Here is a 24442-nt window from a genome sequence, read left to right on the forward strand (position 1 = left end):
GGTGTCAAGTGTCGGGTTTGATGGAGGCATCCAAGTCACGAAGGAGGGCATCGGATGCCAGCACTACGGAAGTATCCCGACGAGTTGCGTGAGCGGGCGATCCGGCTCACATTGGAGGCGAGGAAGGACCCGGCGACACGGCTGGGGGCGATCCGCCGGATCGGGGAGCAGCTAGGGATCAACTCGGAGACGCTACGCGGCTGGGTGTCCCAGGCAGAGGTCGACGAGGGTACCCGGCCGGGCACCACGACCTCGGACGCGCAGCGGCTGGTTGAGCTTGAGCGGGAAGTGCGCGAGCTGCGTCGGGCCAACCACATCTTGAAGACCTCGGCGGCTTTCTTCGCGGCGGAGCTCGACCGCCCCAACCCCAGGTAGTCGCCTACATCGACGCCCATCGCCATGACGTGGTCGATGGGCGCGAGGTCGGGGTCGAGCCGATCTGTCAGGTCCTCACCGAGGCCGGCGCCAAGATCGCCCCGTCGACGTACTACTCCGCCCGGTCGCGGCCACCCTCGCCGCGCGCGGTGCGCGATGAGGAGTAGAGGGTCGAGATCGCCCGCGTGCACCGCGACAACTACGGCGTGTACGGGGTGCGCAAGGTCCATGCGCAGCTGGTTCGCGAGGGCATCGCCGGGCACGCCTGCCACCCGACGGGCTCCGGCCTGATCGCACGATGCACCACCCGTCGGCTGATGCGCGAGCTGGGGTTACGCGGCCTGATCCGCTCGAAGAGCCCCCGCACCACCCAGCCCGGCAACGGGCCGGACCTGCGCCCCGACCTGGTCGAGCGCCAGTTCCGCGCCGACACGCCGAACCAGCTGTGGGTCGCCGATATCACCTATGTGCGCACCTTCGCCGGCTGGGTCTACGTCTCCTTCGTCCTCGACGTGTTCTCCCGCCGCATCGTGGGCTGGCAGGTCTCCACCAGCTTGCGCACCGATCTGGCCCTCGACGCCCTCGAGATGGGCCTGTGGACCCGGGCCCGCGACGGACACGACACCAGCCAGCTCGTCCACCACTCCGACAGAGGAACCCAATACGTGGCCATCCGCTACACCGAACGGCTCGCCGAGGCAGGAGCAGTCGCCTCGGTCGGCTCCCGCGGCGACTCCTACGACAACGCCATGGCCGAGGCCCTCAACTCCCTGTTCAAGGGCGAACTCGTCCGCAATCGCGGCCCCTGGCGCTCGATCGACGACCTCGAGATCGCGGTGGTCGAATGGGTCCACTGGTACAACCATCGGCGCCTCCACGGAGAGATCGGCCTGATCCCACCCGTCGAATACGAGACCGCCCACTACAGCGCCAGAGCACACACGACGGCCAGCACCCAGCCCTTCGACGAGCCCGAGCGTGCAATCCATGCCTCCATCAAAGCCGGAACTTGACAGTTCCTCCACGAACAGACTCCGAAGACGGGACGCGGACAAGTGCACGCCATCTGCGAGTTCGTACGTGGTCCAAGGGTGTGCCAAGTCGGTCTGTAACAACTCGATTGTGATGAGGAGTTCTGTCCGCAGCGGGCTCATTTCTGCTCATGTGTGGCGTCGTAGGGCGATCGTGCCAACAGCGATGGCGATGACTGCAGCGATCGCTTCGCCGACGAGGAGCATTCCTACCGGTGGCGGGGTTGCCATGAGTGCGACGTTGGCCATGCCATCGAGGACGTAGGCGGGCGGCCACCATTGGTTGAACTCGCGCACATTCGGGGGAAGCGTAGCGATACTGGAGAAGCCACCGGAGGCAAAGAACGTCCCAGCGAAGGTGACAAGGAGCAGGGGTTGGATTGCTCGGTAGTCGCGGAGCCAGGCGCCGATTGCAATTCCCACACCGGAACAAGCGATGGCTGCGAGGCCTGCGATGGCAAGGAGTATGGGGACGCGATCCCAAGGGATTCGTACCCCGAAGAGGATGGTGGCGATTGTGAAGGCGACGAGTGCATTGATTGCACCGGCGATGAGCCCTGCCAACAGCTTTCCTGCCAGAATCGGCGCGCGGGCGCGTGGTGCGAGTTGAATCTCTTTGGCGGTGGTGCGTTCCCATTCACGGGCAACGATGATGGCGGAGTTCAGGGCGGCCCCGACCATGATGGCCAAGATTGATGCGCCGAGTCCGATGAAGGAATGGCGCCATACGTCGTTGGGCCGGGTGGTGGTCTGGTCGATGGTGACCGGAGTCAGTTCTGGGGCGTGGATGGTCGCGTAGTCGAGAAGGGCACGGTCGAGTCGGAGACGGGCGTTCTTCATCATGTCGGTGTTGATGTTGAACGTCTGTGTGTGCAGTGTTGGCACCTCTCCTTGGTCGATGGTTGTGTCGAAGTCCTTGGGGATGGTGATGACGAGCTGGAGTCGTCCTTGCTCGACGAGGTCCTTGGCTTCGTCGGCGTCGGTGGTGACGACATTGAAGTATGGGGAGATGTTGCTGCGGAGGTCACGGATCTCTTGGGTGAAGGCGTGGGCGTGCCGGCCTCCGGAGTTGTCGACCAAACCGATGTTCCATTGGTCGCCTCCGAAGCCAAAGAGCACGGTGGCGATGAACATGAGGACCAAGGGGATGGCCATGGGGCCGAACATCGCTTGAGGGTCTCGTCGCCACTGCTTGAGGTCTTTGGTGGCGACAGCGAGGGTGCGGTCGATGCTCATGCGTTTCCTCCGGTGAGTTGGCTGTAGGCGCGTTTGAGGAGCCACGACGCCAGGACGAGCACGGCGAGGGCGGAGATCGCAACAATGAGGAGATTGCGTGTCAGTTCACTGGACTCTCCGGTAAGGAAGATGCTTCGCGCCGCAAGGAAGGAATAGGTGGGTGGAAGTATTCGGGAGAAGCCCCATAGGCTTTCCATGGGTTGAGACCATGCCAGTCCGCGCATGGATTCTTCGTTTCCGCAGACCATGAAGAACAAGATTGCGATTGCGACCAGTGAGGAGGAAGCGGCAAGGGTCTTCTTGCTGGCAACACCGAACGCGGCACCGATCCCGGCTCCCATGAAGGTGGTCATAGCCATGATTGCGGCGATCTCCCATATGGATCCGACAGGTTTGAACCCAAATCCGAAGATGAGGACAAGGAAAACGAGGGTGATGCTCACCAGTGATTGCCCGAGCCCGGAGATGACTTTTCCGGCTACAAGTGTTCCCCGCGTGACGGGGGCGAGTAGCAGGGCCTTGATGGTGCGATCGTTCCATTCCGAGGCAACGTTGAGCCCTGTGTTCACCATTCCGGCATACAGGCATCCGAAGAGCAGCAATGAGGTTGAGATATAGCCGAGCATGGTCGGGTCGACGGGCAGCCAGGACGCTTCATCCACGGTAGTGATCGGTGTGGCGAGTTCAGCGTTGTATTCCTTGACTGCAAGGTCCAGGCGCAGGCGCAGGTTCTTCGAGTAGTCTGAGTTGATGTTGTTCAGGTGCAGTTGCACCTGAGCGTCTCCGTTGTCCACGGCCTCGCCGAACCCTTCGGGAATGACCACCATTGCCAGAGCGGATTGGTTCTCGAACGCTTCGCGGGTTGTTCCAGGATCTGTCGTGATGATCTCGAAATATGGTGCTTCGATTGATCGGATCTCGTGCATGTGCTGGATCAAGGCGGCTGACTCGGGTGAGTTGTCCTCGTCCGCGATCATGATGGGGCCGGTAGCCGACAGCGGGATGATGATCGAGTAGAAGAAGATGAATACCAGCGGAATCACGACGCTGATAGCCATCAAAAATGGTTGGCGTCTGAATCGGGTCCAGTCCTTGACGGCGATCGACCAGGCAGAAATCAGCGAATCACGCATCAGGCAGCATCCCTCAGTGCGTTTCCGGTCAGGTTGAGGAACACGTCATTGAGGTCAGGGCGGCGTACCCCCAGCACCTGAGCTTCATGCCCGGCCTCAGCCAGGCTCTCCATGATTGCGGTCAGGGTGGCTTGCTGCCCGTCCGTGGAGATGATCGCGCCATGTTCCCGCCAGGTCACGTTCCTGACGCCGGGGAGGTTGCTGATGATGTCCCGTTCACCTTGAGGGAGATCGGTGCGCAGTTCGACGAAGGATTCGCCCAGGTCGGAGCGCAGGCGCTCCGGGGATCCGGTTGCGACCAGTTGCCCATGGTCGAGGATCGCCAGCTCATCAGCGAGGGCTTGGGCCTCCTCCATGTAATTCGTGGTCAGGAGCACCGTGCCGCCAGCGTCAGCGATATCCCGAATCCGCTGCCACAGCGCCGCCCGTGACTGCACATCGACCCCGAGGGTTGGTTCATCGAGAACGACCACCGACGGGCGGGTCAGCAGAGCACGCGCGAGCGCGAGTCGACGCTGCATGCCACCGGAGAACGTTCCCGCTCTGTCATCACGTCGCTTCGTCAAGCCCACCAAGTCCAGCAACTCATCGATCCGCTGACGCCGCTCCGCTCGAGGGACTTGGTAGAGGCGAGCATGGAACTGAAGGTTTTCCTGTGCGGTCAGATCGTTATACAGCGCGGTCTCCTGAGGCACGACACCGAGACGGGCGCGGACGGCTGTCACATCGGCGCGAACGTCAATGCCCTCACACAGCACCGTCCCGTCCGTTGGCTGCAGTAGGCCGCACAGCAGATTCACCGCGGTGGTCTTGCCCGATCCGTTCGGGCCCAGCAACCCGAATACCTGGCCACGCGCGATCGTCAGGTCAAGCCCTCCGATCGCAACCAACGGATCTGCGTTCCGGCGTTTGAACACCATGCGCAACCCCCGAAACTCCACCGCGGGGATCTCGTGCTGTCTCATCCCAACCTCCATAACGATACGATACGCATAGCGTAGCGTGTGATGGTGTGGTTGTGTCAACACCCGGTAGCGTGGAGTCTGTGAATGACGAGTCCAGGGCGGGAAGACCTCGCAACCCAGCCACCGACAGCCGGTTGCACGAGGCGACCCTGCAAGTACTGCGGGGGCGCGGGCCATCAGGAGTCACTATCGAGGCGGTGAGCCAAGCATCCGGCGTTGCGAAGACCACCATCTATCGGCGTCACGCCAACGCGGACGAACTGCTCGCCGCAGCGCTCGAGCAACTCACCGTTACCGCCCCCGATCTTGGCATCGACGACCCGCGAGACCGGCTCGTCGCCGGACTTGAAGCGTTTCAGAGCGGGCTCGAACGAGGCATCGGTGTCCTTGCGTTTGCAACGCTCCTGAACGAACCCGAATCGGCCTTCTCGCGGCTGTGTAGAAGCAAGCTCCTCACTCCCCGTCTGGCGCTTCTGACGGACATCGTCGCCGAGCTCCAGCACATGGGGCGCATCCGGAGCGATGTGTCGGCTGAAACCATCGTCCTGCTCATGGCAGGCTCCTACTTCACCGCTTCCGCGACCCAAGGCGGCGCCCCGCAGCACTGGGCACGTAGCGCAGTTGAAGCCTTCTGGAAGGATGAACCCACGCCGTAACAGCAGTCGAAGGCCCCGGTCCAGGTCCGCGAGTCCTGTATGGATCGCGCCCACTCGACAACGCCACGCGTCTTGCAGATGAGGGCGAGCGACGGCATCGACGCTGCACCGAGCACCAGTGGAAGTGTCTTCGCCTGGCTGGAGCCGACCGGCTGACACCCCGATCTGCAAGAGGCGTGGCAGCTGGGCGTCGGCTCACGGCACTAGCCTGGCTCAGACTTGAGGAAGTGCGCCGGTCCATACTGTGACAGCGACCATCGGCCCGCTTGCCACTCTGGGGCACTTGTTCCGTTCCCGTCGATTCGGACCCAGCGCAGATCTGTCTGATGTCGCTCGGCATTGACGGTCAGTCTGACGTCAGTGTGCGCGACTGCTGCCGCCACGTGGCGGACCCGGAGGATCTCCCACTCTTCAAGTCTCAACTCTTGATACAGGAGCTTTGCCTCTTCGGCGAGTTGACCGACGGGTCGCTGCGTGGGGCCAAACTGCATGAAGTGTTGGCCCATTCGGCCCCATTGGCGTCTACTCCAGCGTTCGAGAAAGTCCGTGCAGGCGGCGACTAGTTCCGAGGGCTGATCGCTGAACGATTCCTTCTCGTGTTCATGGAGTTCCCATTGGTCAAGTCTGGTCTTGTCCGCTTGTACGTCACGCCAATGTGCCAGCGCCTCGCGAAACGTTGGGCCGGGCTCAACCGGGGCTGCTTGGCGTCTCCGGGAGTCGGCCCAGTCGGCGACTGCGAATAGCCTGTTCCATGCCTTTGTTGCGACGACTTCATTGTTGTAGTGCACCAGTGTTCCGTGCATGATCCCGTTGGGGTCTGCAGCACGGATAGGTGACAGTTTCTAGTCACGCAGCCAGGTCGGCTGGTGTGGTCATGATTGTCTCGAATTCAACAGGGGTCAAGCGGCCGAGTCGGGACTGGCGTCGTCGGCGGTGGTAGGTGCGTTTGATCCAGGACACGATCGCGATCCGCAGCTCCTCACGGGTGACCCAGGACTGTCGGTCGAGCACGTTCTTCTGCAACAGACTGAAGAACGATTCCATGGCGGCATTGTCACCAGCCGCCGCCACCCTCCCCATCGATCCGAGCAGGTCGTGACGGGTCAGGGCCCGCAGGAATTTCCTGGACGAAACTGGGAGCCCCTGTCGCTGTGGACGATGCAGCCGGCGACCTCTCCGCGGCGGGCAACGGCACTGTCGAGCGCGTTCACCGCGATCCGGGACTTCATCCTGGAGTCGATTGAGTAGCCGACGATGCGGTTGGAGTAGACGTCCTTGAACGCACACAGATAGAGCTTGCCCTCGCCGGTCTTGTGTTCGGTGATGTCGGTCAACCACAACTCGTTCGGCCTCTGGGCAGTGAATTCGCGCTTGACGAGGTCGTCGTGGACGGCGGGGCCTGGACGCTGGTCCTTGCCCTTCTTCTTGCCGAACCGGCTCCACCACCGGTTGGAGTGGCAGAGCCGCCACGCGGTGCGATCGGCCATCGGTTCCCCGGCGTCACGTGCTTCGTCGGCCAGCAGCCGGTGCCCGAACTCCGGATCATCGCGGTGGGCGTCGAACAGTGCGTTGGCGCGGTAGGCAGCCACGACCTCGCTTTCGGGGATGGGTGCGTTCAGCCACCGGTAGTAGGGCTGTCTTGCGAGCTTGAGTACCCGGCACGTCACCGTGACGGGGATCCCGTCGGCGGCGAGCTCCTTCACGAGCGGGTAGTACCTTTTCCCTGCAGGTTCGCCTGCGACAGATACGCCGCCGCGCGGCGCAGGACCTCGTTCTCCTGCTCCAGCAACCGGATCCGCTTGCGGGCCTCCCGCAACTCCGTGGCCTCGGCGCGGGTCTGGCCGGGCTTGGCGCCGGTCTCGACGTCGGCTCGTTTCAGCCATTTCTGCAGGGTCATCGCGTGGACTCCGAAGTCTTTGGCGACCTGTTCGATCGTCACTCCGGGTTCACGGTTCCGGGCGACACGAACGACGTCGTTGCGGAACTCGTCAGGGTAGGGCTTGGGCACGATGGCATCCTTCCAGACCTGCCCCATAGTTGGGGGCAAGCCAGATCAGATGTCACCTATCCGTGCAGCAGACCCAGTGCTTAGCGCGACAGGGCTCGATCACTGCGCAAGAGGAGGGCGATGCCCATGAACCCGACAAGGCATGCAGCCGCTGCGAGCGCCAGCGAAACCTGGTACTCCTCAGTCCCGCAGGAGGGTTCACGGGCCATGAACGTCGCGTAGATGCTGTCTAGCAACGTGACGGAGATCAGGCTGCCGAACTCATATGACACTTCCTATACGCCCGAGGCCATCCCTGCCCGATCAGCAGACACGCTGGAAATGATCGTGGAGGAAGCCATTGTGATCAGGACTCCAATTCCTGTGCCCGCGAGTAACAGGCTGACCGCGAACATCCCCAAGTTCGCATCCAGAACCAGGATTGCCAGTGCATAACCCCCGCCCGCAACAACACAGCCCGCGCAGAGCAGGCGACGTCGCCCGACATGGGAAAGCAGTGAACCTGCAAGGAAGGGAGCATGAAGTCAGACTCCCGATCATTGGGGCATGTGCTCGGAGGCAAGTCGCCCGAAGATGAGGGTGTCGGTCCATTCGCCCTTGCTGAACCAGTCCTGGACGTGATGTGCTTCGAGCCGGAGCCCGACACGACGAGCGAGTGCTGCCGAGGCGCTGTTGCGGGCATCCATCTGCGCGGTGATGCGGTGGAGTTTGTAGTGGTCGAACCCGAGGGCGATTACTGCTCGGACGGCTTCGCTGGCGAAGCCGCGCCCACTGTGGTCCGAGCCGAGGACCCACCCGATCTCGCCTGGCGCTGTTCGTGATCGGTGAGCCAGAGGGCGACGTCTCCGATCGGGACGCAGTCATGTTCGATGACCAGCGCAAGCGCACCAGTGTCGCCATCGATGTCAGTCTTCGCTAGCCGCTCGGCAAGCTTTTCGCGGGTGACTTCTGCGGTCCATGGCTCGTCCAACAGGTAGCGGGCAACGTCGGGTCGCGAGTACAGCTCGTGAAGCCATTCGGCATCGTCGACGTTATGCGGACGGAGATGGAGTCGCTCCGTCACCAACGGCACTGGGCGGTGGGCTTGAGATCGCGCCGGTAATGGAATAGTTCCTCGCACTGTCCTGCGGGCGTGGTCCCGACGGCTCGCTCGACCTCACGGAACCCTGCGTTCGTCAAGCACCGCTGGGAGGCCTTGTTCTCCAGGAGCGTGCGTGCTGTCAAGGTTCGCAGTCCACTGTTGCGTGCGAAGCGCGATGCCAACTCCAGGCCCCGACGAGCGTGCCCTGCTCCCCGCGCATCCGGATGAATCCAGAACTCGACCTCGGCGGCCTGGGAGCTGACGTCGAAGAGCACCAAGGAGCCCACAAACCGGTCCGTCTCGGCGTCGGCAAGTGCGAGGACTGCCAGCGTGCCGGACGACAGACCCTCAGCAACCTCGTCACGGATCATCCGTCGCACGGACTCGGGGGTGTAGTCGGGCTCGGGCAGGTGGCCGAAGCGCCGCACAGCTTCATCCTTGGTGCCGGCTGCATACGTGTCTGCGTCCAGCTCTGAGAGGGGGCGTAGGCGAGTGTTCTCAAAGGTGATCGGAAGGGTGGTGGCATCCAGCATGCGCTAAACCTAACATAGAATGGATAGCTAACTGAAGCGTGTTTGGTTAGGCTGGTGGGGTGAGCTACTGGGAACACCGCAAACCTGTGCGACGCCTCCGCGCAGTGGACATCGTGGAGGTTGCGAGGGCATCGGTGAGGCTGCTGGACGAAGGCGGGTTGAGGGCCCTCACCCTGCGATCTGTGGCGCAACAGGTGGGTGTCGCTCCAGCCAGCCTGTACTCCCGCGTCGAATCCGTCGACGATCTGTTCGACCTCGCCCTCGACACAGCGCTTGCAGACGATCGCGTGATGTCCGAGTCGATCCGCAACGCCGACCTGCCTGCCCTGATGCACGCCTTCTTCGCGCACCTCACGACCCACCGGTGGGCCGGTCAGGTCATCGGTATGCGCGCTCCCAGGGGCCCGGCGTACCTGGCCCTTTCCGAGCGGATGTGCGTCCTGCTCGAACAAGCGGGTACCCCGGATCCGCTGGGAACTGCCTACCGATTGTCCAACCTGGTGATTGGCGCCTCGCTGACCGCACCCATGGCGTCTGACGAGAAGCGCGTCGCCATTGACCCTGACCAAGCTCCTACCTATGCGCGGCTCCACGCGACGCACCACATCAGCCCACGCGAGATTCTCTCCGACGGCATCACGGCACTCCTGTCGTGAGGGGGCCTTTTGATTCGGGGCTGCCCTGCGTTGCTGATGGCCACGGGCTGGTCTCCGTGAGAGTGCGCCCAATCGCAGTGCGCCGATATTCGGACGGGCTGATCCCGACGATGTCGGTGAACTGCCGTGCGGCATGCCCACGGCTGCGCCACCCGACTTTTGTCATGGCGACGCCGATTGGAAGATCAGTCTCGACCAGGAGCTCAGCCAGCCGATGGGCCCGAATGTGAGCCAGGTACCGCACGGGCGGCATCCCGAATCGTTGTGTGAACGCTCTGCCCAGCTGTGACACCGAGAGGTGAACCAGCGCGGCAAGGTCACGGAGCCGCCAATCCCGTTGAGGTGCTTCTGCGAGCAGCCGCGCTGCCAGTTCTGTGGATGTTTCACCGGAACGGTGCTCCGTGGCACTCCTAGCTGTTGACGTGTAGCGGCAGGCCTGGTGCCGCGCAGCGATGGTCATCGACGGCGCCTCCTCGACTTCACCTGCTGCGTCTGCGCACGGTGTGCAGGCGGTGAAGAACCGGTGGTCTTGAACAAGTCCACCCATGCCTCGACGGGCAGGTCCTTCGGGAGTCCTGCAGCGGTCATGCCGTGGCGTGTCAGCCACGCCTGTGCGGTCTGTGGTGACCCGAGTGAGGCGGTGCGCGCGAGGATTTGGGCCAGCCCGCGGCCGGGGCCGGTGTAGACGCGGTGGACCAGGGCATGGAACTGGCGTCGCCGTGTCGGGGACAGCAGCGGATGTTCGCGACGGTGGATGGTGAGGATTCCGCCGTCGACTCCCGGACGCGGGGTGAACGCGCGAGCGGGAACACGACTGTGCAGCGTGAACTCGAACCAAGGCGCCCATTGCGCCGTCATCATCGTGGCACCGCCGACACCCGCTCTGCGCCGCGCGACTTCCCATTGCACGAGCACGATTGCATCGGTCCATGCCGGGGAGTGCACGATGCGGCGCAGTATGGCCGTGGTCTGGTGAAACGGCAGGTTGCCGACGAGCACATGCGCAGATGTTGGAAGCCGGTAGGTCAGGAAGTCGTCGGCGACGACCTCCACGTGCGACGGGAGCCGTTGGGCCAAGCGTCGGGCGAGCCGGGTGTCGATCTCGACGGCTGTGACTGGTCGCCCGAGCTGGGCCAGCGGGGTGGTGAGTGCTCCGTCACCGGGGCCGATCTCGATGATCGGGCCATCGGTGGCGGTCACGAGCCGTGTGATCGTGGCGATGGTGGATGGGTCAGTCAGGAAGTTCTGGCCGTGCTCATGACGGCCACCTTGATAGGTAGGCACTGTTTGCTCCGTGGTTGTTGCGGAGCCGGGCACGCTGAAAGAGCCGCCCGGCCGTGATCACCGGGGCGGGAGCAACAACCTGTGGAGGGTGCTCGCCGCTGTTAGCGGCTGCGCAGACGCAGCGAAGCAGTGCCGTAGAACAACATGCCCACCAGCGTAGGTGACCCCGCTGCCGGTCAGCGACTCAATATCCCGTCTCTGCTCAAAGACGCGGAGATCCGTATCAATGCTGGCCAGTACGAATCCCGAGCTAACCCACGGCCGCAGAGCCTCGGCATCATCGAGATTCGTTTCATGAGAGACCTCGACAGATCTGCCACGCCTCTTGCAGATCGAGGTTGGGAGGCTGCTGGCTCACCTGTGTGACGACTAGGTGAGGGGTGGTGTGGGTGACGGTGTCGATGCGGGTGATGTCGGCTGGCGATGGCTACAAGTACCTGCTGCGCACGGTGGCGGCTGGTGATGGTGACCGGTCGCTGTCGACTCCGTTGACCCGTTACTACGCCGAGGCGGGCACCCCGCCGGGGCGTTGGCTCGGTTCCGGCGTCACCGGCCTGGGGCACGGTGAACTTGCCCCGGGTGCGCAGGTGTCGGAGGCGCAACTTCAGTTGCTGGTGGGGATGGGGCGGGATCCGGTCACGGGTGATCCGTTGGGGCGGGCGTATCCGGTGTCAAGTGTCGGGTTTGATGGAGGCATCCAAGTCACGAAGGAGGGCATCGGATGCCAGCACTACGGAAGTATCCCGACGAGTTGCGTGAGCGGGCGATCCGGCTCACATTGGAGGCGAGGAAGGACCCGGCGACACGGCTGGGGGCGATCCGCCGGATCGGGGAGCAGCTAGGGATCAACTCGGAGACGCTACGCGGCTGGGTGTCCCAGGCAGAGGTCGACGAGGGTACCCGGCCGGGCACCACGACCTCGGACGCGCAGCGGCTGGTTGAGCTTGAGCGGGAAGTGCGCGAGCTGCGTCGGGCCAACCACATCTTGAAGACCTCGGCGGCTTTCTTCGCGGCGGAGCTCGACCGCCCCAACCCCAGGTAGTCGCCTACATCGACGCCCATCGCCATGACGTGGTCGATGGGCGCGAGGTCGGGGTCGAGCCGATCTGTCAGGTCCTCACCGAGGCCGGCGCCAAGATCGCCCCGTCGACGTACTACTCCGCCCGGTCGCGGCCACCCTCGCCGCGCGCGGTGCGCGATGAGGAGTAGAGGGTCGAGATCGCCCGCGTGCACCGCGACAACTACGGCGTGTACGGGGTGCGCAAGGTCCATGCGCAGCTGGTTCGCGAGGGCATCGCCGGGCACGCCTGCCACCCGACGGGCTCCGGCCTGATCGCACGATGCACCACCCGTCGGCTGATGCGCGAGCTGGGGTTACGCGGCCTGATCCGCTCGAAGAGCCCCCGCACCACCCAGCCCGGCAACGGGCCGGACCTGCGCCCCGACCTGGTCGAGCGCCAGTTCCGCGCCGACACGCCGAACCAGCTGTGGGTCGCCGATATCACCTATGTGCGCACCTTCGCCGGCTGGGTCTACGTCTCCTTCGTCCTCGACGTGTTCTCCCGCCGCATCGTGGGCTGGCAGGTCTCCACCAGCTTGCGCACCGATCTGGCCCTCGACGCCCTCGAGATGGGCCTGTGGACCCGGGCCCGCGACGGACACGACACCAGCCAGCTCGTCCACCACTCCGACAGAGGAACCCAATACGTGGCCATCCGCTACACCGAACGGCTCGCCGAGGCAGGAGCAGTCGCCTCGGTCGGCTCCCGCGGCGACTCCTACGACAACGCCATGGCCGAGGCCCTCAACTCCCTGTTCAAGGGCGAACTCGTCCGCAATCGCGGCCCCTGGCGCTCGATCGACGACCTCGAGATCGCGGTGGTCGAATGGGTCCACTGGTACAACCATCGGCGCCTCCACGGAGAGATCGGCCTGATCCCACCCGTCGAATACGAGACCGCCCACTACAGCGCCAGAGCACACACGACGGCCAGCACCCAGCCCTTCAACGAGCCCGAGCGTGCAATCCATGCCTCCATCAAAGCCGGAACTTGACAGAGGCAGGTGGTGTTCCTGTCCCTGCAAGGGGTCCAGTTCAACCGCGACACCCCCCACCACCAGGTCGAGGCCTACCTGAAAGCCACCCAGGCGCCGTACACGATGCTGCGGCCCAACTTCTTCATGCAGAACCTGTCAAGCACCTACGCCGCCGACATCGCCCGCCACAGCGAGATCCGGGTCCCGGCCGGCAGATCCCGCACCGCGTTCATCGACGCCCGCGACATCGGCTCTGTCGCCGCGGCGGTGTTCACGGAACCCGGACACGACCGCAAGGCCTACACACTGTCCGGGGAACAGTCCCTCAGCTACACCGATGTCGCCCAGATCATGAGCCGCGTCCTCGGCCGGCCCATCACCTACACCCGCCCCACCGAACACGAGTACCTCGCCCAGCTCGCCGCCGACGGCCGACCAGCCGACTACATCTCGGTCCAGAAGATGATCTACCGCGTGGTGCGCCTCAACGCCTCCGCCGCCCCCAACCGGAGCATCCGGCGACTCACCGGCAGCCCAGCCACCCGCTTCGACCGGTTCGTCAACGACCACCGCGACCTCTGGCAACCCATCTAGGCCGTAGAAACAGCAAGACCCCCTGATCCACGGGAGTGGGGGAGTCTGCACCACCAAACATAGATGATCCAGATCCTGGAACTCCAGCGAGCCACCCGCCCAGAGACGCCCCCGCGGCCGCTCACCGTTTCGCGGGCGGAGGAGGGCATCGATCACGTGTCGCGTTGGTGTGCCTCGGTGATGCGTGTGATGAAGTCGTTGACCCACCCCACGGCTTCCTCGGCGCTGGCCAGAACATCGAGCCCCTCGGCGGCCGCGACGTACAGGTCGCCCCACCCCTCACCCACGGTCAGGGTCGGGGGCCACTGCTGCTGCTGTCGGTAGACGAACAGCCGCTGACACGTCGAAGCGATCTGTCTCAAGTCGAGCTCCTCTCCGGCATCTAGCAGCTGGAGATCGACCAGGTCGCGGGCCCGGTCGCTGCCCGGGGAGGAGACTGCGTGCAGCTTCTGGGCGACCTGATGGTCGGCGCGCATCACCGGGACCGGGCGGGGGACCGGCAGTCCGACCTCAGTGAACAGCACGACCAGATCGTCGGCGAGCCTGTACTCGGGCTCGTCACTGTCGCCGATCTCGTTGTGGCCCAGTTCGAACCTCGCTGTGCACCATGACTGTCCCCGGTAGGCGAGCCTCACATCGAAGGGCTGCATCACATACCCCGCCGGCACCCCGAAAGGACTGGGTGCGGCACGCTCGACCAGACGCCCCGTGAAGCCAGCCCACCCTGCAGCCAGTGACTCCTCGAAGTCGGCGCGGAACTGATCCAGCGACGCGACCCTGGCGGCGTCCAGGTCGCGGGTGAACCGAGAGGCCAGACCGAAACGCAGTGCCATCGCACTGCCGCCCTTGATCGCACCCTCAGGGAGCATCTGGCCCACGACCACCAGCGACATCGTGACACGACGCCGCTGGACCGCCGCCTCAGCTCCCTGCAGGTTCCGCAGCCGCTGATCCAGCGACTGCCTGTTGCGTGGCGGGGTCGTCCACCTCACGAGGTCAACCCCTCCCGGACACGGGTCCACTCGGCGGTCGTCAACAGCCCTTCCGCGCGCGCCTGCTCGGCTGCTGCCAGGAGCCGGCCCGGTTCGATCCTCCCGCGGCACGCGAGGATCGCAGCAGCGACGCTCTGCGACGCGATCCCCTCATACCAAGTCGTCGGCTCACCCTCCGCCACCCTGACGACGCGCATGAACGGCGGGAACCTGGTCCGGGTGCGTTTGGTGACCGCGACCATCACGTGTGCGGGGTTCACGTCCGCGAGCCCGCCATGAAGGGCCAGCACCGACTCGCCCCACAGAAAGGCGTCCTCGCCGGCTCGCAGCACCGCCTCCGCGTACTGGTCCAGGTCACCTGGGGGCATGTCGGTCACCCGATACAGCCCATAGGACACCGATTCGAGTCCGCTGTGCTCGGCCAGCTTCGGCAACTCACCCGGCGGAACGCCAGCCTCTGCGGCTCGCCGTGTCGTGACGAAGCCATGATTGCCAAACGCGATGTCACGCACCACATCCCTGTACCTCACATCACGCGTCACGCCACAACTATACCTTTTTAGGTAGAGTTCCGCCACGCACCGCGGTCCTGACGATCGTGCGCACGCCGACGCGCTCCGTGCCCCTCACAGCGGTGTGGGCCAGAACCGCCGCCCGCAAAGTGACCGAACCCGGGCACACCACCCTCTGAACCATCGGCATAGGAACACGGGTGGCAGAATCACACATGCGGGCCCCCACCCCGCCCTCGCGTGCCAGACCGAAGGTGACCAGCACCACTGTCGGCTCACCGTCGGGACCCACACCACGAACGGCCACATGACGACCCGCCAGATCAGAGACTCGACCATCGAGCGCTACCGAGGGCCAAGACATGCCGCCATGCTAAACGCCACGCGCCAAGCCTTCGATCCGGGCCCGCACTCAGCATGTTCCCCAGGCAAACCAGCCACCCCATGCGCGGCATGAGCGAGCATGGCTGCTGTCGGCAGCAGAATGGGGTCATGACCATGACCTTGCTCGAGGGTGAACCCGCTGCGGGGCCTTGGCGGGCCCTCGACACTGCCGAGCTGGTCAATCACGTTTTACAGGTGGCCGGGCAGCCGCTGGGTCGGCCGCAGATCGTTGCCGTGGACGGCAGGGGAGCCTCAGGTAAGTCGACGCTGGCTGCTGAGCTGAAGCGGGCCGTCGCCCGTTCTGCGGTCGTCCACACGGATGACCTGGCCTGGCATGAGCCGTTCTTCGCCTGGGGGCATCTGCTGCGCGACGAGATCCTGGTGACACTGCACCGTGGGGAGGGTGTGCGGTTTCAGCCGCCGGCGTGGGGGCTGCATGGACGCGAAGGCGTGATCGAGGTTGCCGCGGAGGCGGACTTGGTCGTCATCGAGGGCGTCGGCGCAAGCCAACGCGAGTTCGAGCACTTCGTTGATGCCTCGATCTGGGTGCAGTCGGACTTTCAGGAGGCCGAGCGGCGGGGGATCGCTCGCGACATGGCCGAGGGTGTGAACGGTGATCGCGAGCAGACGATCGCGTTCTGGCACGAGTGGATGGCACATGAAGTGCGGTTTCTTGCCGAGCAACGTCCGTGGGAGCGGGCCTGCCTGGTGGTTGCCGGTTCCCCAACCATCGACCTCGATGAGGGGCAGTTCGCCGTAGCGCCTGCACCTTCGAACAACCCGTGGCTCTGATGGTAGGTGCCCCCGCATCTGCCAACGCGACAGTAGCGTGCGGCCACGCTCAGTGCGGCATGACAGGATGTCGGGGCCTGCTGTGTGGGGGGCGGGCGGTAGCGTGGTTCCGTGAGTGAGAGCCCTCGGTACGCGCCGCTTGGCGAGTTGTGGCGGCCGGACCAACTCGACAGCTGCGCCTCGGCGACTCCGCCCCATTGGGATGACGGTGGCGGTTGGGCATATGCCCGGTAGACACGCGCCACATGAACTGTCGTTTCGGTTGGAGGTCGATGAAGACCTGACCCTGCGAGTCCTTCCGGTAGTCGATGGTCAGTCCCTTGCCGTCACGTTCGGGGAGCAGAGCGACAGGCACCTGCGAGGCTTGGCACTCGGTTTGAGAGATGTGAAGACGTTCATTGAGTTGGCACATGGGCCGGTGGTTCCGTTGCTGTCCTGCTCGTGCGGTGCTTACGACTGCCGGGTCACCACCAACGCGACCCAGGCGCGGGGCTTGGTGCGCTGGTCGGGGATCCGCGACGTGCGAACCAATCGCGAGCTCGCCGGCCTGAGTTTTGATGCTGATGCCTACGATGCTGCGGTGGCGGACCTGCAGCGTCGTGCCGCGCGGACGTTGCTGGTCTACCGACTTCGACTGCTGTTCAGCTTCCGCGATGATTCAATGCCGATGGGGTTAGGGTCGTTGCCCGACATCGTCATGTTCGGCGCCTTCCTCGCGGGGAGAGTCGCCTCGGATGAGGGGCATCGGGGCTGGGCGCCAGGAGGGATCCAGTGGTGGATCTGGTGCCTCATCATCGCCCTGACCAGCATGGGGGTCGACCTTCTACGCCGTCGCCTCAGGGGTGGTGACGTGTGGCTCGACGGGCCGCTTCACGGTCACCAGTGCGGATGGCATCCTCGGATCCGTTACCTGCGGCTCAACTTCCGCCGCTCCTACGGCCTGTTTCGGCTCGTCAAGGACATAGCCTGTGAGGTCCGTAGCGTCCACGCCCCGAGCGAGCCGAGCGGTCCAACTTACCCTCGCTTCGAGGACGCGCGGGAAGATGTCCCTCGCGCATCAAGAGAATAGGACTGTGCAAGTGACAATCGTGGAAGTGGACGTCGTCAGGGATTTCCTCGTGAGGGATGAGGAGCTTTCCGCTTCGCTGATTCTTCCTCGAGCGCGTGTGAGACTGGGTCATTGGTTCAGGCCTGCGCTCTGGCCTCTTCACGGAGTCTACTTCTCGCTGTGGGTGGAACCGCGTCGGGTGGCGCCCAAGCCATCTGTCAGTTTCATCTTCAAGCAGGCCGCTTGGCTTGTGAGGGCTGAGGTGAACGTCTCGTGGGGTGGTGAGCCGTTGGGGGAAGAGTTCGAGCAGGTCCTGCGTGGCCATATCGAATCCCTTCTCCTTGCGATGGCTGCAGAGCTTGAACTGCCCTCCCCTCCGGCGCTCGATGGCAACGGGAGAATCGAGCTCCGCACTTCTGCGCTCAAGCCTCGTTTCGAGTGGGTTGTGCAGGGGAAACGGTTCGTGCCGGTTGAGAGCACGAAGGGTGCTGTTGATGTGTGGCGATTCTTCCCCGGGGGAATCGATCACCCTGTCGAGCATTTCCTTGATGCTTTCAATTCTCTGGAGATCGGCGAGCAAGACCGTGTAGCTGCAGCCGTCTGTGCTGAGGTTGACGCGTATTTTGAGGCTCTCGCAGGCAAGTCGGAAGAAGGAGCATCTTGCCTTACTGACAGCGAAGCAGATCATGCCGCTGCTCTGCTCTGTGGTGGACCCGCGATCTGGGAAGCGGTGCTTGAAGAACCATTGCGATACCGGCACGCCTCTTACGAGAGGGAAGATGATAGCCCAGGGGACATAATCGACGCGGTCAAGTGGGGGTAGTGCAAGCAGCAGCTCTGTCATCCCGGGCTGGTCCGTCGCCGACGGTGCGGCTACGGCTCCAAGAAATCCAGCGGTCGGCCGTCGCAGGTGGCTTCCAAACGACCGACTCTCGGCATTATGTGGGTATCGGTTGTCAAGAGGCTTCGTGGGTGTCGAGGCCGGTGAGCAGGTTGTCGTAGATCTCGGCGCGGCGGATCTGGCCCTTGGCGCAGGCGTCGTCGCGTTGGGCGAGCAGGGTGGGGCGGAATTCGATGGTGGTCTGGAAGAACGTGCAGGACTCGCAGATCGTCTCGTAGATGCAGTCCATGATCTGGGGTCTGATGCAGTAGCCGTTGCCGAGCATGCGGGAGTGTTCGCGGTTCAGGCGGGCCATGTTCGGCCCGAGGTCGTCGGCGGGGAGCTCGGCGGGGCGGGCGTAGAGGGCGTCGACCTTCTCCGCTACGGTGAAGTACTCCTCGGCGACGGTCCGGTTGGCGATCTTGGCGTAGACCAGGGTCATGTCCATCGATTTGTGGCCGAGCATGGCGGCGATCGCTTCGAGCGACATGCCGCGGTTGATGGCCTGGGTGGCGAGGGTGTGGCGTAGCTGGTGGGGGTGGATGTGGCCGAGTCCGGCGGCGGCGCCGGCCTTGTTGATGAAGCGGGTGACCATGTGCCGGTCGATGCTCTTGCCGTTCTCTCGGGGCAGCAGTAGTCGGTGGCCGTCGGGGACGTGGGCCGCGCGGTAGTTGGTGACGAGTTCGACCAGCCTCGGATGTAGGGGCAGGTAGCGGTCCTCGTGGAGCTTCCCGACCGGGACGTGGAGCCAGTGCGTGTCTCCGATCAGGACGACGGCGTCGGCGGCCAGCGCGGTGAACTCGCCGACCCGTAGGCCGGTGCGCAGGAGGAACTCGACGGTCAGGCCGACGAGTTGTCGCTTGTCGGCCTGGGCGGCAGTGAGGAGCCGGGCCGCGGTCTGGTCGTCGAGCGCTTTGGGGAGTGCGTGGTGCTGCTTCGGGACGTCGCCGGGGAACATCGGCACCCGGGTCGGGGCGTCGTCCCAACCCCATTCATCGATGCGTAGGAAGAACATCCGCAGCGTTCCCAGCCGGTGAGCCAGGGTGGCGTTGGTGGCGCGGGGGGTGCCGGAGCGTCCAGGTCGGGCGGCCAGCCAGAGCTTGAATCCCTCGACATGCGCCCGGCCGATGTCGCGGACGCGGCTGATGTCGTGGTGGTGGAGCAGCAGGTAGGTCGCGAACGAACGCAGGCACTGGTCGGTGTTGGTCACGCTGCCGGGACGCAGCACGACCGCTACCTGATCCAGGTAGGTGCGCATCGTCGCGGCGACCAGCGGCAGGTCAACCACAATCTGCTCCCAGGTCGCCATCGGCGCCCCGCCGCCTCGCCCGGGCTGGTCCGTGGAGAACCGGGCCGGCAGCGTCGTGCTCATCGCAGCCTCCTGAACCCCGGGATGCTCACCTGCGGCTCCGCGACGCTGCGCTGTGGTGGTGAGCCGACGGCGTAGACCTGGGCATCGATCACCTCAGCGGCGCGCCGATACTGCGATGCCAGCCAATCATCGGCCAGATGCAGATAGATCCTGGTGGACTCGATCGAGGCATGCCCGGCCTGGGCCTGGACCGCCTCCAACGCCATCCCGGCCTCCCGCAGCCGGGTCAAACAGGTATGCCGCAGCTCGTGACACGATCCGTGCGCCAAACCGGCCCGCTCCCGCGCCGAGGCCAGCACCTGATCCAGACCCGCCGCCGACAACGGCCGCCCGCGATGAGGACGCTTCAGCACCAAGAACACGTGATCGGTCTCGGCCTCCGGAGGTCGTTCCTTGTCCAGGTAGACGCCCAGGTGGTCGAAGAACCGGGGCGAGACCGGGACCAGACGTTGGTGGCCGCCCTTGCCGTCGGCGATGAACAACTGCCGCTCGCCGATGCGGACATCCCCCAACCGCAGCCCCAGGACCTCGCAGCGCCGCAGCCCGCCCAACAACATCGCTGCCACCATCGCCCGGTCACGGTGGCTGCGCAACGCGCCAGTCAACGCATCGACCTCGACAGGTGCGAGGATCCGCGGCAACATCCGAGGAGCACGAACCAGCGGAACACCCTGCGAGGGTCGGGCCTTCTCACGACGGGTCGGCAACCCGCGAGGGACCGGGTTGGCGCTCACGTCACCACGCGCAGCCAGGAAGCCATACAAGCCGCCGATCGTCGAGAGCCGCCGACGGATCGTCCGTAACGACACCCCCACGCAATCTGCCGACGCGATCACCGGCAGAAGGTGTGGCTCGGGCAGGGACGGCAGACCCGCGCGCTGGGCCGAAATGAAACCCAACACGTCGACCGGACGCACCGCAGCCACCGGCTTACCCACCACGGCGAAGAAGACCTTCAGATCGAACCACGTCGCCAACACCGTGTTCGGACGCGAACGCGCCGACACGAACTCCAAATAGGCATCCAGCAAAGGATCACCCAACGACCCCAGCGTCGACACCGGCGACGCAGGCGAACTCAGACACGGCAAGACAGCACTCATCGGCTCCCCCTCGAGCAGAACGACGAGACCAACGATGCCGCGTCGGTGACCGGAATGGATCACCTACATATCAAGCATGAGAGTGAAGCGGGGGAGTGTCCAGGGAGGCCTCCGGCCGGACCCGGGGACGATTCGAGGCCAAGCCCGCCGACCTCTTCAGAGAGGGAGTTGGGTGGCGGCGTTCTCTTCCCAGGCGTCTTCGATGCGGGTGTAGATGCCGATGGAGGCCAGGTCCTTGTGCCGGGTCTGTCTGGCGATCTGCAGGGAGGTGGCGCCGCGTTTCGCGGCGTAGGTGACGAACCCTGCCCGAAGGGAGTGGGCCGAGAATCCGGTGGCGTCGAGACCGGCCCTGGTGACGGCCTGGGTGATCAGGCGGGAGAGGCCGTCGGGGGTGAGGCCACGGGCGCTGACCCGGTTGCCTTTGGAGACGGACCGGAACACCAGGCCTTCGGTGATGCCGGCGACGGTGAGCCAGTTGCGTAGCGCGGTGACGGGGCAGTAGTCCTGGCGGGCACCCCAGGGGAGGACCACGAGCTCAAGGTCGCCGGTCTGGTTGGTTTTGGAGCGGGTGAGCTCGATCACCAGGCCCCGTTCGTGGGGTTTGATCTGATCAACCTCGAGGGCGGCGAGTTCGGAGGCGCGCAGCGCGGACACGAACCCGACCAGCAGGAGTACCCGGTCCCGGATTCCGCTGAGCGAGGGCTCATCGTCGCGGGTCTTCCATTTCGTCATCGCCGGGCAAGCATCAACGACGTCGAGGAGGAGTGGGGGCATGAGGGGGCGGGCCTGGTCCGGGGGAGCCCCGAGCTGGCGGCGGATCCCTTCCCAGACGGCGATCACGCGCGCGGTCTGGGTGGGGTCGGGATGGTTACGGACCTTGTGGGCGAACCGGATCGTCGACAGACGGCGGCTGATCGTGCCGACCTTCGCCCCTGCGGTGGCCAGCGCCGAGATGTAGCGGGAGATCGCGATGTCGGTGGCGGGCAGCGCGATGTGGTGGTTGTCGCGGCACCAGGTGACGAACTCGGTCCAGTCGGAGCGGTACCCGCGCAGCGTCGAGGAGGCCCGGGAGGCCGAGGCGAACGCGGCCTCGGCCGCATCCAACGACAGGTCCTCCGGCAGCAACGTCCCCGCCTGATGATCAACGGCGACCAGACCACCAGCTGTGTCCAGGGCCCCTGGGTGCCCCTCAGACATGGCACTCGTCGGGGAGCTCAAGCTGCTCGGCGAGCCAGGTGCCGGCGGCGGCCTCGGCCGCCGGTTTGGCGGCTGTGAGGGTGGGCTGGACGCCGCGGGCGATGCGGGTCACCTGGTCGGTGCTGCCGGTGCGGTAGATGGTGAGCGTCCAGGTCCAGCGACCGGCGGTGCCACGCTGGGCCATCAGCTGAAGATCGTGACGCTCCGAGATCGGCAGGTTCACACCCCACGCGGACTTCACGCCGGAGCGGTCGTGGCTCCACTGGTACGGGGGCAGCGGCACGTCGTCGCGGGTGACGAGTTGCTGTCGGCGTCGGGTGGCCATGCTGGGAGCCTACCGTTATTACATCGGATTCTCTGGATAATCCGATGCAATACGTAGCCTGGGTTCAGGTCAGTGCAGGCGGGTGTCGACGGTGCGCTTGTCGCGAATGAACGCGGTGGCATTGAGCGCCAAGCTCATCGTTGGCGGTCCACAGGGTCAGTCCGAGGCGACGATGGCGGAGTAGAACGATTCGAACATGATCGGGCCGTCATTGCCGATGCGGACGAGGGTGCCCGTCCTCGCTGGAATACCGCGAATCTTGCGGCTGCCCGCGACTCTAGAGGTGAGTCGAAGCTTCAGTTGGCGCTCCGACTGTCCAACGCTTCGTGGAACTCGTGCCGAGTAGGCGGCCTACCAAGATGCTTCTTGGTAGATCTATAGACCTCCCGACAGAGGTCCGCCTGTCGTCGGGACTGAGATGGGTCCTGGCTCAACTCTGCTAGCTCTCCCCAAGCCCAGATCTTGGGCAGGAACGGGTACTGGCGGGTGTCTACACCCGGCCCGATTCGCCATCCGATGGCTGCGGACACAACCGCTGCCCTCACCCATCCCCATCGCCGGTGGGTCGCCGCTCCAGCGACTGCCCAACTGATAAGGCGCGGCTCAACCCACATGAATGAAGGCCATCGCTCCAGCCAGCGCATCCACCGATCGCGCAGGGGGGCGCGGGCCTTGGCCCGCCAGTAATCGAGGCCGACCTTGGTCCAGCGCACGCCGTTGTAGTCGACGATCTCCACCCCCACGCCAAGGTCGCCCTGCAGCAGCCACGGTTGGCCAACGATGGCTCGCACGACATCTGGAGACTGCGGGATGGGGCGCAGGACGTGACGGTAGCCCTGCTCCAGATGCCACTGAGCCGCTTCCCGGCCAACAGGGACGCCGCCACTAACCCAGTCTTCGACATGGATAGTCAAGCTCTCTCCGGGCGGAATCCGACGATCGAACTTGTCCAGCACAAGGTCGAACTCAGCTGGCGCGATGTCTCGGCCCCTCGCTAGTTCATCGACGTTGTGCCACTCCTCATCGGCCCCTAGGAAACGCGTTGCGTCGCGCGAGGCACCGAACCAGACCCGGCTCAGGTTCACTGGAAGCCGCCCGTCGTTGCTGATGACGACGTCGATCCCTCCAACATCTGCTTCGCCATTTGCATGGCGACCATCGCGGCGATGGGTGTGTGCGGTTACGTGCCGGACGGCCAACCGGCGGGCACCAATAGTCCGGTCCCACAGCGCAATGAGCCCCAGGGTGAGGCCGGTGAGACCCCCGATAACGCCAACAGCGTCCTGCCAATCCACATCCTCACCCTATTGCCGGTGTGACCGGTGTCACTCGCCGAGGCGGGTCCGACCGCCTGGGTCCATCGATCCTGGTGCTTCAGCCGACACTCCGTGAGTAGTCGGAGATGCCGCGTACTGTCCCTCGCATGACCATGAAACGCTCGGATTTCGGGTCCCTCAGCGATCGTCTCGGCCGAGCGCCAAGGGTCCTCGACGGGCAGAGGGTGCGTCACGTGTGGCTCGACAGCACCGTCCCTGCTCTGGTGGTCGACCGCCGCAAGACCGCTGGCCGCTGGGAGGGGAAGGTGGTGCGCGTCGAGGACGGTGAGCTGCTGGTGGGCTGGGTCAGTGGCGACAGGATCTCCACCATCGAGCTATAGTCCTGCTCTCCTCACCACGACAGTACGCGTCTAGAGGGCCCTGAGGGTGACCGTCTCCTCACCGTCGTTGGAGATTAGGTCACCATCGACACGAAACAGCCGAAGGCGCCGGGACGCGGCGTCGTCGTGGGTGTGGCGGGTGTGGGCGGCGCGGCCGGGCCAGGGTTGGTGCTTCTCCTCGCAGGCGCGGCGCTGATCCCGGGTCCGGTCGAGGTAGCCGGGCAGGGCGTAGCGGTGCCACTCTTCCAACGGCAACGGGCCGGTGGACTCGCCGGCCTGGAATCTTAGGAACGCCAGGGTGCCGAGTTCCCGGACTAGGGGCGGGTGCTCGGGCCAGCAGCCAGGGGTGTGGTCGGCGGAGTACCAGCCGTGCTGCGAGTTGAGCCAGACGACGAAGGCCTCCAGCCACACCCAGCAGTCCCATCGCAGATCGGGGTCGGCGATGGTGGTGAGGTCCCAGATCCTGGGCAGGATTTCCCCTGTGGCCAGGATCTCCTCGGCGGCCTCTCCCCCGCGGGCGAACGCGGCGAGGTCTAGGTAGGCGGCGAGCATCCGCTGCGTGAGGTCGGGAAAGGGCAGTAGCTGACTCAT

General features: G+C 64.9%; 22 protein-coding genes and 4 pseudogenes. 10 read left to right on the forward strand and 16 right to left on the reverse strand.

What is annotated here, in order from left to right; genetic code table 11:
- Nucleotides 1-54 precede the first annotated feature (54 nt).
- Nucleotides 55-1388 (forward strand): annotated as a pseudogene (locus tag H5398_RS15740) (IS3 family transposase).
- A gap of 147 nt (nt 1389-1535) precedes the next feature.
- Here the strand turns inward: H5398_RS15740 and H5398_RS15745 are convergent.
- From H5398_RS15745 to H5398_RS15755, 3 genes are read right to left on the reverse strand one after another with little or no spacing between them, the layout of a single operon-like run.
- Nucleotides 1536-2642, reverse strand: coding sequence for an ABC transporter permease (locus tag H5398_RS15745; protein WP_182800727.1), 1107 nt, complete (start codon nt 2640-2642; stop codon nt 1536-1538).
- On the reverse strand, nt 2639-3775 hold the full coding sequence (locus H5398_RS15750) for an ABC transporter permease (RefSeq protein WP_182800728.1): 1137 nt from the start codon (nt 3773-3775) through the stop codon (nt 2639-2641). Before H5398_RS15750 ends, H5398_RS15745 begins: the two co-directional genes overlap by 4 nt.
- Entirely contained in the window at nt 3775-4740 is a 966-nt protein-coding gene (locus H5398_RS15755; RefSeq protein WP_182800729.1) for an ABC transporter ATP-binding protein, read from the reverse strand. The genes H5398_RS15750 and H5398_RS15755 overlap by 1 nt, the downstream gene beginning before the upstream one ends.
- 80 nt (nt 4741-4820) lie before the next feature.
- Between H5398_RS15755 and H5398_RS15760 the strand changes: the two genes are divergently transcribed.
- Complete coding sequence (locus H5398_RS15760) at nt 4821-5396, forward strand: helix-turn-helix domain-containing protein (protein WP_182800730.1); 576 nt, start codon at nt 4821-4823, stop codon at nt 5394-5396.
- Nucleotides 5397-6242: 846 nt separating this feature from the next.
- Here H5398_RS15760 and H5398_RS15765 read toward each other — a convergent pair.
- From H5398_RS15765 to H5398_RS16940, 3 genes and pseudogenes are all read right to left on the reverse strand, one after another.
- A pseudogene (locus tag H5398_RS15765) lies at nt 6243-7404 on the reverse strand (IS3 family transposase).
- 536 nt (nt 7405-7940) lie between these two features.
- Nucleotides 7941-8524 (reverse strand): annotated as a pseudogene (locus tag H5398_RS17955) (GNAT family N-acetyltransferase).
- Complete coding sequence (locus tag H5398_RS16940; protein ID WP_220489585.1) at nt 8464-9018, reverse strand: GNAT family N-acetyltransferase; 555 nt, start codon at nt 9016-9018, stop codon at nt 8464-8466. The pseudogene H5398_RS17955 and the gene H5398_RS16940 overlap by 61 nt, the downstream one beginning before the upstream one ends.
- 59 nt (nt 9019-9077) lie before the next feature.
- On the opposite strand from H5398_RS16940, the gene H5398_RS15775 reads away from it, so the two are divergent.
- Nucleotides 9078-9674 (forward strand): TetR family transcriptional regulator, encoded by a 597-nt coding sequence (locus H5398_RS15775; RefSeq protein WP_220489587.1) that lies wholly within the window; start codon nt 9078-9080, stop codon nt 9672-9674.
- Here the strand turns inward: H5398_RS15775 and H5398_RS17960 are convergent.
- Entirely contained in the window at nt 9655-10221 is a 567-nt protein-coding gene (locus H5398_RS17960) for a helix-turn-helix transcriptional regulator (RefSeq protein ID WP_370586155.1), read from the reverse strand. The two genes, H5398_RS15775 and H5398_RS17960, sit on opposite strands and share 20 nt — an antisense overlap.
- On the reverse strand, nt 10131-10958 hold the full coding sequence (gene erm / locus H5398_RS15785; RefSeq protein WP_182800732.1) for a 23S ribosomal RNA methyltransferase Erm: 828 nt from the start codon (nt 10956-10958) through the stop codon (nt 10131-10133). Before erm ends, H5398_RS17960 begins: the two co-directional genes overlap by 91 nt.
- Nucleotides 10959-11368: 410 nt before the next feature.
- Between erm and H5398_RS17565 the strand changes: the two genes are divergently transcribed.
- The 3 genes and pseudogenes from H5398_RS17565 (at nt 11369) to H5398_RS15800 (ending at nt 13589) form a co-directional block, all read left to right on the forward strand.
- Nucleotides 11369-11800, forward strand: coding sequence for a relaxase domain-containing protein (locus tag H5398_RS17565; protein WP_255443816.1), 432 nt, complete (start codon nt 11369-11371; stop codon nt 11798-11800).
- Nucleotides 11737-13013, forward strand: a pseudogene (locus tag H5398_RS15795) (IS3 family transposase). The gene H5398_RS17565 and the pseudogene H5398_RS15795 overlap by 64 nt, the downstream one beginning before the upstream one ends.
- Nucleotides 13014-13025: 12 nt before the next feature.
- Nucleotides 13026-13589, forward strand: coding sequence for an NmrA family NAD(P)-binding protein (locus tag H5398_RS15800; RefSeq protein WP_182800733.1), 564 nt, complete (start codon nt 13026-13028; stop codon nt 13587-13589).
- Nucleotides 13590-13741: 152 nt separating this feature from the next.
- Here the strand turns inward: H5398_RS15800 and H5398_RS15805 are convergent, their stop codons facing one another.
- Together H5398_RS15805 and H5398_RS15810 are read right to left on the reverse strand one after the other, a co-directional pair.
- Nucleotides 13742-14581, reverse strand: coding sequence for a nucleotidyl transferase AbiEii/AbiGii toxin family protein (locus H5398_RS15805; protein WP_220489589.1), 840 nt, complete (start codon nt 14579-14581; stop codon nt 13742-13744).
- On the reverse strand, nt 14578-15159 hold the full coding sequence (locus tag H5398_RS15810; RefSeq protein ID WP_220489591.1) for a hypothetical protein: 582 nt from the start codon (nt 15157-15159) through the stop codon (nt 14578-14580). The genes H5398_RS15805 and H5398_RS15810 overlap by 4 nt, the downstream gene beginning before the upstream one ends.
- A 378-nt stretch (nt 15160-15537) precedes the next feature.
- Here H5398_RS15810 and H5398_RS15815 point away from each other — a divergent pair, with 378 nt between their 5' ends.
- From H5398_RS15815 to H5398_RS15825, 3 genes are all read left to right on the forward strand, one after another.
- Nucleotides 15538-16269: a uridine kinase gene (locus H5398_RS15815; protein WP_220489593.1), complete on the forward strand. Its 732-nt coding sequence runs from the start codon at nt 15538-15540 to the stop codon at nt 16267-16269.
- A gap of 385 nt (nt 16270-16654) precedes the next feature.
- Entirely contained in the window at nt 16655-17338 is a 684-nt protein-coding gene (locus tag H5398_RS15820; protein WP_182800734.1) for a hypothetical protein, read from the forward strand.
- Between the two features lie 10 nt (nt 17339-17348).
- Nucleotides 17349-18140: a hypothetical protein gene (locus tag H5398_RS15825; protein WP_182800735.1), complete on the forward strand. Its 792-nt coding sequence runs from the start codon at nt 17349-17351 to the stop codon at nt 18138-18140.
- A 133-nt stretch (nt 18141-18273) separates the two neighbouring features.
- On the opposite strand, the gene H5398_RS15830 is transcribed toward H5398_RS15825, so the two are convergent.
- The 5 genes from H5398_RS15830 to H5398_RS15850 all read right to left on the reverse strand — a co-directional run bounded on the left by H5398_RS15830 (nt 18274) and on the right by H5398_RS15850 (nt 23489).
- On the reverse strand, nt 18274-19569 hold the full coding sequence (locus tag H5398_RS15830; protein ID WP_182800736.1) for a tyrosine-type recombinase/integrase: 1296 nt from the start codon (nt 19567-19569) through the stop codon (nt 18274-18276).
- On the reverse strand, nt 19566-20672 hold the full coding sequence (locus H5398_RS15835) for a tyrosine-type recombinase/integrase (RefSeq protein WP_182800737.1): 1107 nt from the start codon (nt 20670-20672) through the stop codon (nt 19566-19568). The genes H5398_RS15830 and H5398_RS15835 overlap by 4 nt, the downstream gene beginning before the upstream one ends.
- Before the next feature lie 156 nt (nt 20673-20828).
- Nucleotides 20829-21869, reverse strand: a complete 1041-nt coding sequence (locus tag H5398_RS15840) for a site-specific integrase (protein WP_182800738.1) — start codon at nt 21867-21869, stop codon at nt 20829-20831.
- Nucleotides 21862-22194, reverse strand: a complete 333-nt coding sequence (locus H5398_RS15845; RefSeq protein WP_182800739.1) for a hypothetical protein — start codon at nt 22192-22194, stop codon at nt 21862-21864. The genes H5398_RS15840 and H5398_RS15845 overlap by 8 nt, the downstream gene beginning before the upstream one ends.
- Before the next feature lie 296 nt (nt 22195-22490).
- Nucleotides 22491-23489, reverse strand: coding sequence for a hypothetical protein (locus tag H5398_RS15850; protein ID WP_182800740.1), 999 nt, complete (start codon nt 23487-23489; stop codon nt 22491-22493).
- 128 nt (nt 23490-23617) lie between these two features.
- Between H5398_RS15850 and H5398_RS15855 the strand changes: the two genes are divergently transcribed.
- Nucleotides 23618-23851 (forward strand): hypothetical protein, encoded by a 234-nt coding sequence (locus H5398_RS15855; protein ID WP_182800741.1) that lies wholly within the window; start codon nt 23618-23620, stop codon nt 23849-23851.
- A 30-nt stretch (nt 23852-23881) separates the two neighbouring features.
- Here H5398_RS15855 and H5398_RS15860 read toward each other — a convergent pair whose 3' ends face one another.
- Nucleotides 23882-24442, reverse strand: coding sequence for a hypothetical protein (locus H5398_RS15860; RefSeq protein WP_182800742.1), 561 nt, complete (start codon nt 24440-24442; stop codon nt 23882-23884).

Origin of the sequence: Tessaracoccus sp. MC1679, from assembly GCF_014164775.1 — a bacterium.
Taxonomy (GTDB): Bacteria; Actinomycetota; Actinomycetes; order Propionibacteriales; family Propionibacteriaceae; genus Arachnia.

Excerpts from the sequence above, each read along its gene's own strand:
- H5398_RS15745 (WP_182800727.1), bottom strand. The coding sequence starts at position 2,642 with ATGAGCATCGACCGCACCCTCGCTGTCGCCACCAAAGACCTCAAGCAG.
- H5398_RS15815 (WP_220489593.1), top strand. The coding sequence starts at position 15,538 with ATGCGCGGCATGAGCGAGCATGGCTGCTGTCGGCAGCAGAATGGGGTC.
- H5398_RS15835 (WP_182800737.1), bottom strand. The coding sequence starts at position 20,672 with ATGAGTGCTGTCTTGCCGTGTCTGAGTTCGCCTGCGTCGCCGGTGTCG.
- H5398_RS16940 (WP_220489585.1), bottom strand. The coding sequence starts at position 9,018 with ATGCTGGATGCCACCACCCTTCCGATCACCTTTGAGAACACTCGCCTA.
- H5398_RS15755 (WP_182800729.1), bottom strand. The coding sequence starts at position 4,740 with ATGAGACAGCACGAGATCCCCGCGGTGGAGTTTCGGGGGTTGCGCATG.
- H5398_RS15750 (WP_182800728.1), bottom strand. The coding sequence starts at position 3,775 with ATGCGTGATTCGCTGATTTCTGCCTGGTCGATCGCCGTCAAGGACTGG.
- H5398_RS15845 (WP_182800739.1), bottom strand. The coding sequence starts at position 22,194 with ATGGCCACCCGACGCCGACAGCAACTCGTCACCCGCGACGACGTGCCG.
- H5398_RS17960 (WP_370586155.1), bottom strand. The coding sequence starts at position 10,221 with ATGGGTGGACTTGTTCAAGACCACCGGTTCTTCACCGCCTGCACACCG.
- H5398_RS17565 (WP_255443816.1), top strand. The coding sequence starts at position 11,369 with ATGTCGGCTGGCGATGGCTACAAGTACCTGCTGCGCACGGTGGCGGCT.
- H5398_RS15840 (WP_182800738.1), bottom strand. The coding sequence starts at position 21,869 with ATGTCTGAGGGGCACCCAGGGGCCCTGGACACAGCTGGTGGTCTGGTC.
- H5398_RS15860 (WP_182800742.1), bottom strand. The coding sequence starts at position 24,442 with ATGAGTCAGCTACTGCCCTTTCCCGACCTCACGCAGCGGATGCTCGCC.
- H5398_RS15830 (WP_182800736.1), bottom strand. The coding sequence starts at position 19,569 with ATGAGCACGACGCTGCCGGCCCGGTTCTCCACGGACCAGCCCGGGCGA.
- H5398_RS15855 (WP_182800741.1), top strand. The coding sequence starts at position 23,618 with ATGACCATGAAACGCTCGGATTTCGGGTCCCTCAGCGATCGTCTCGGC.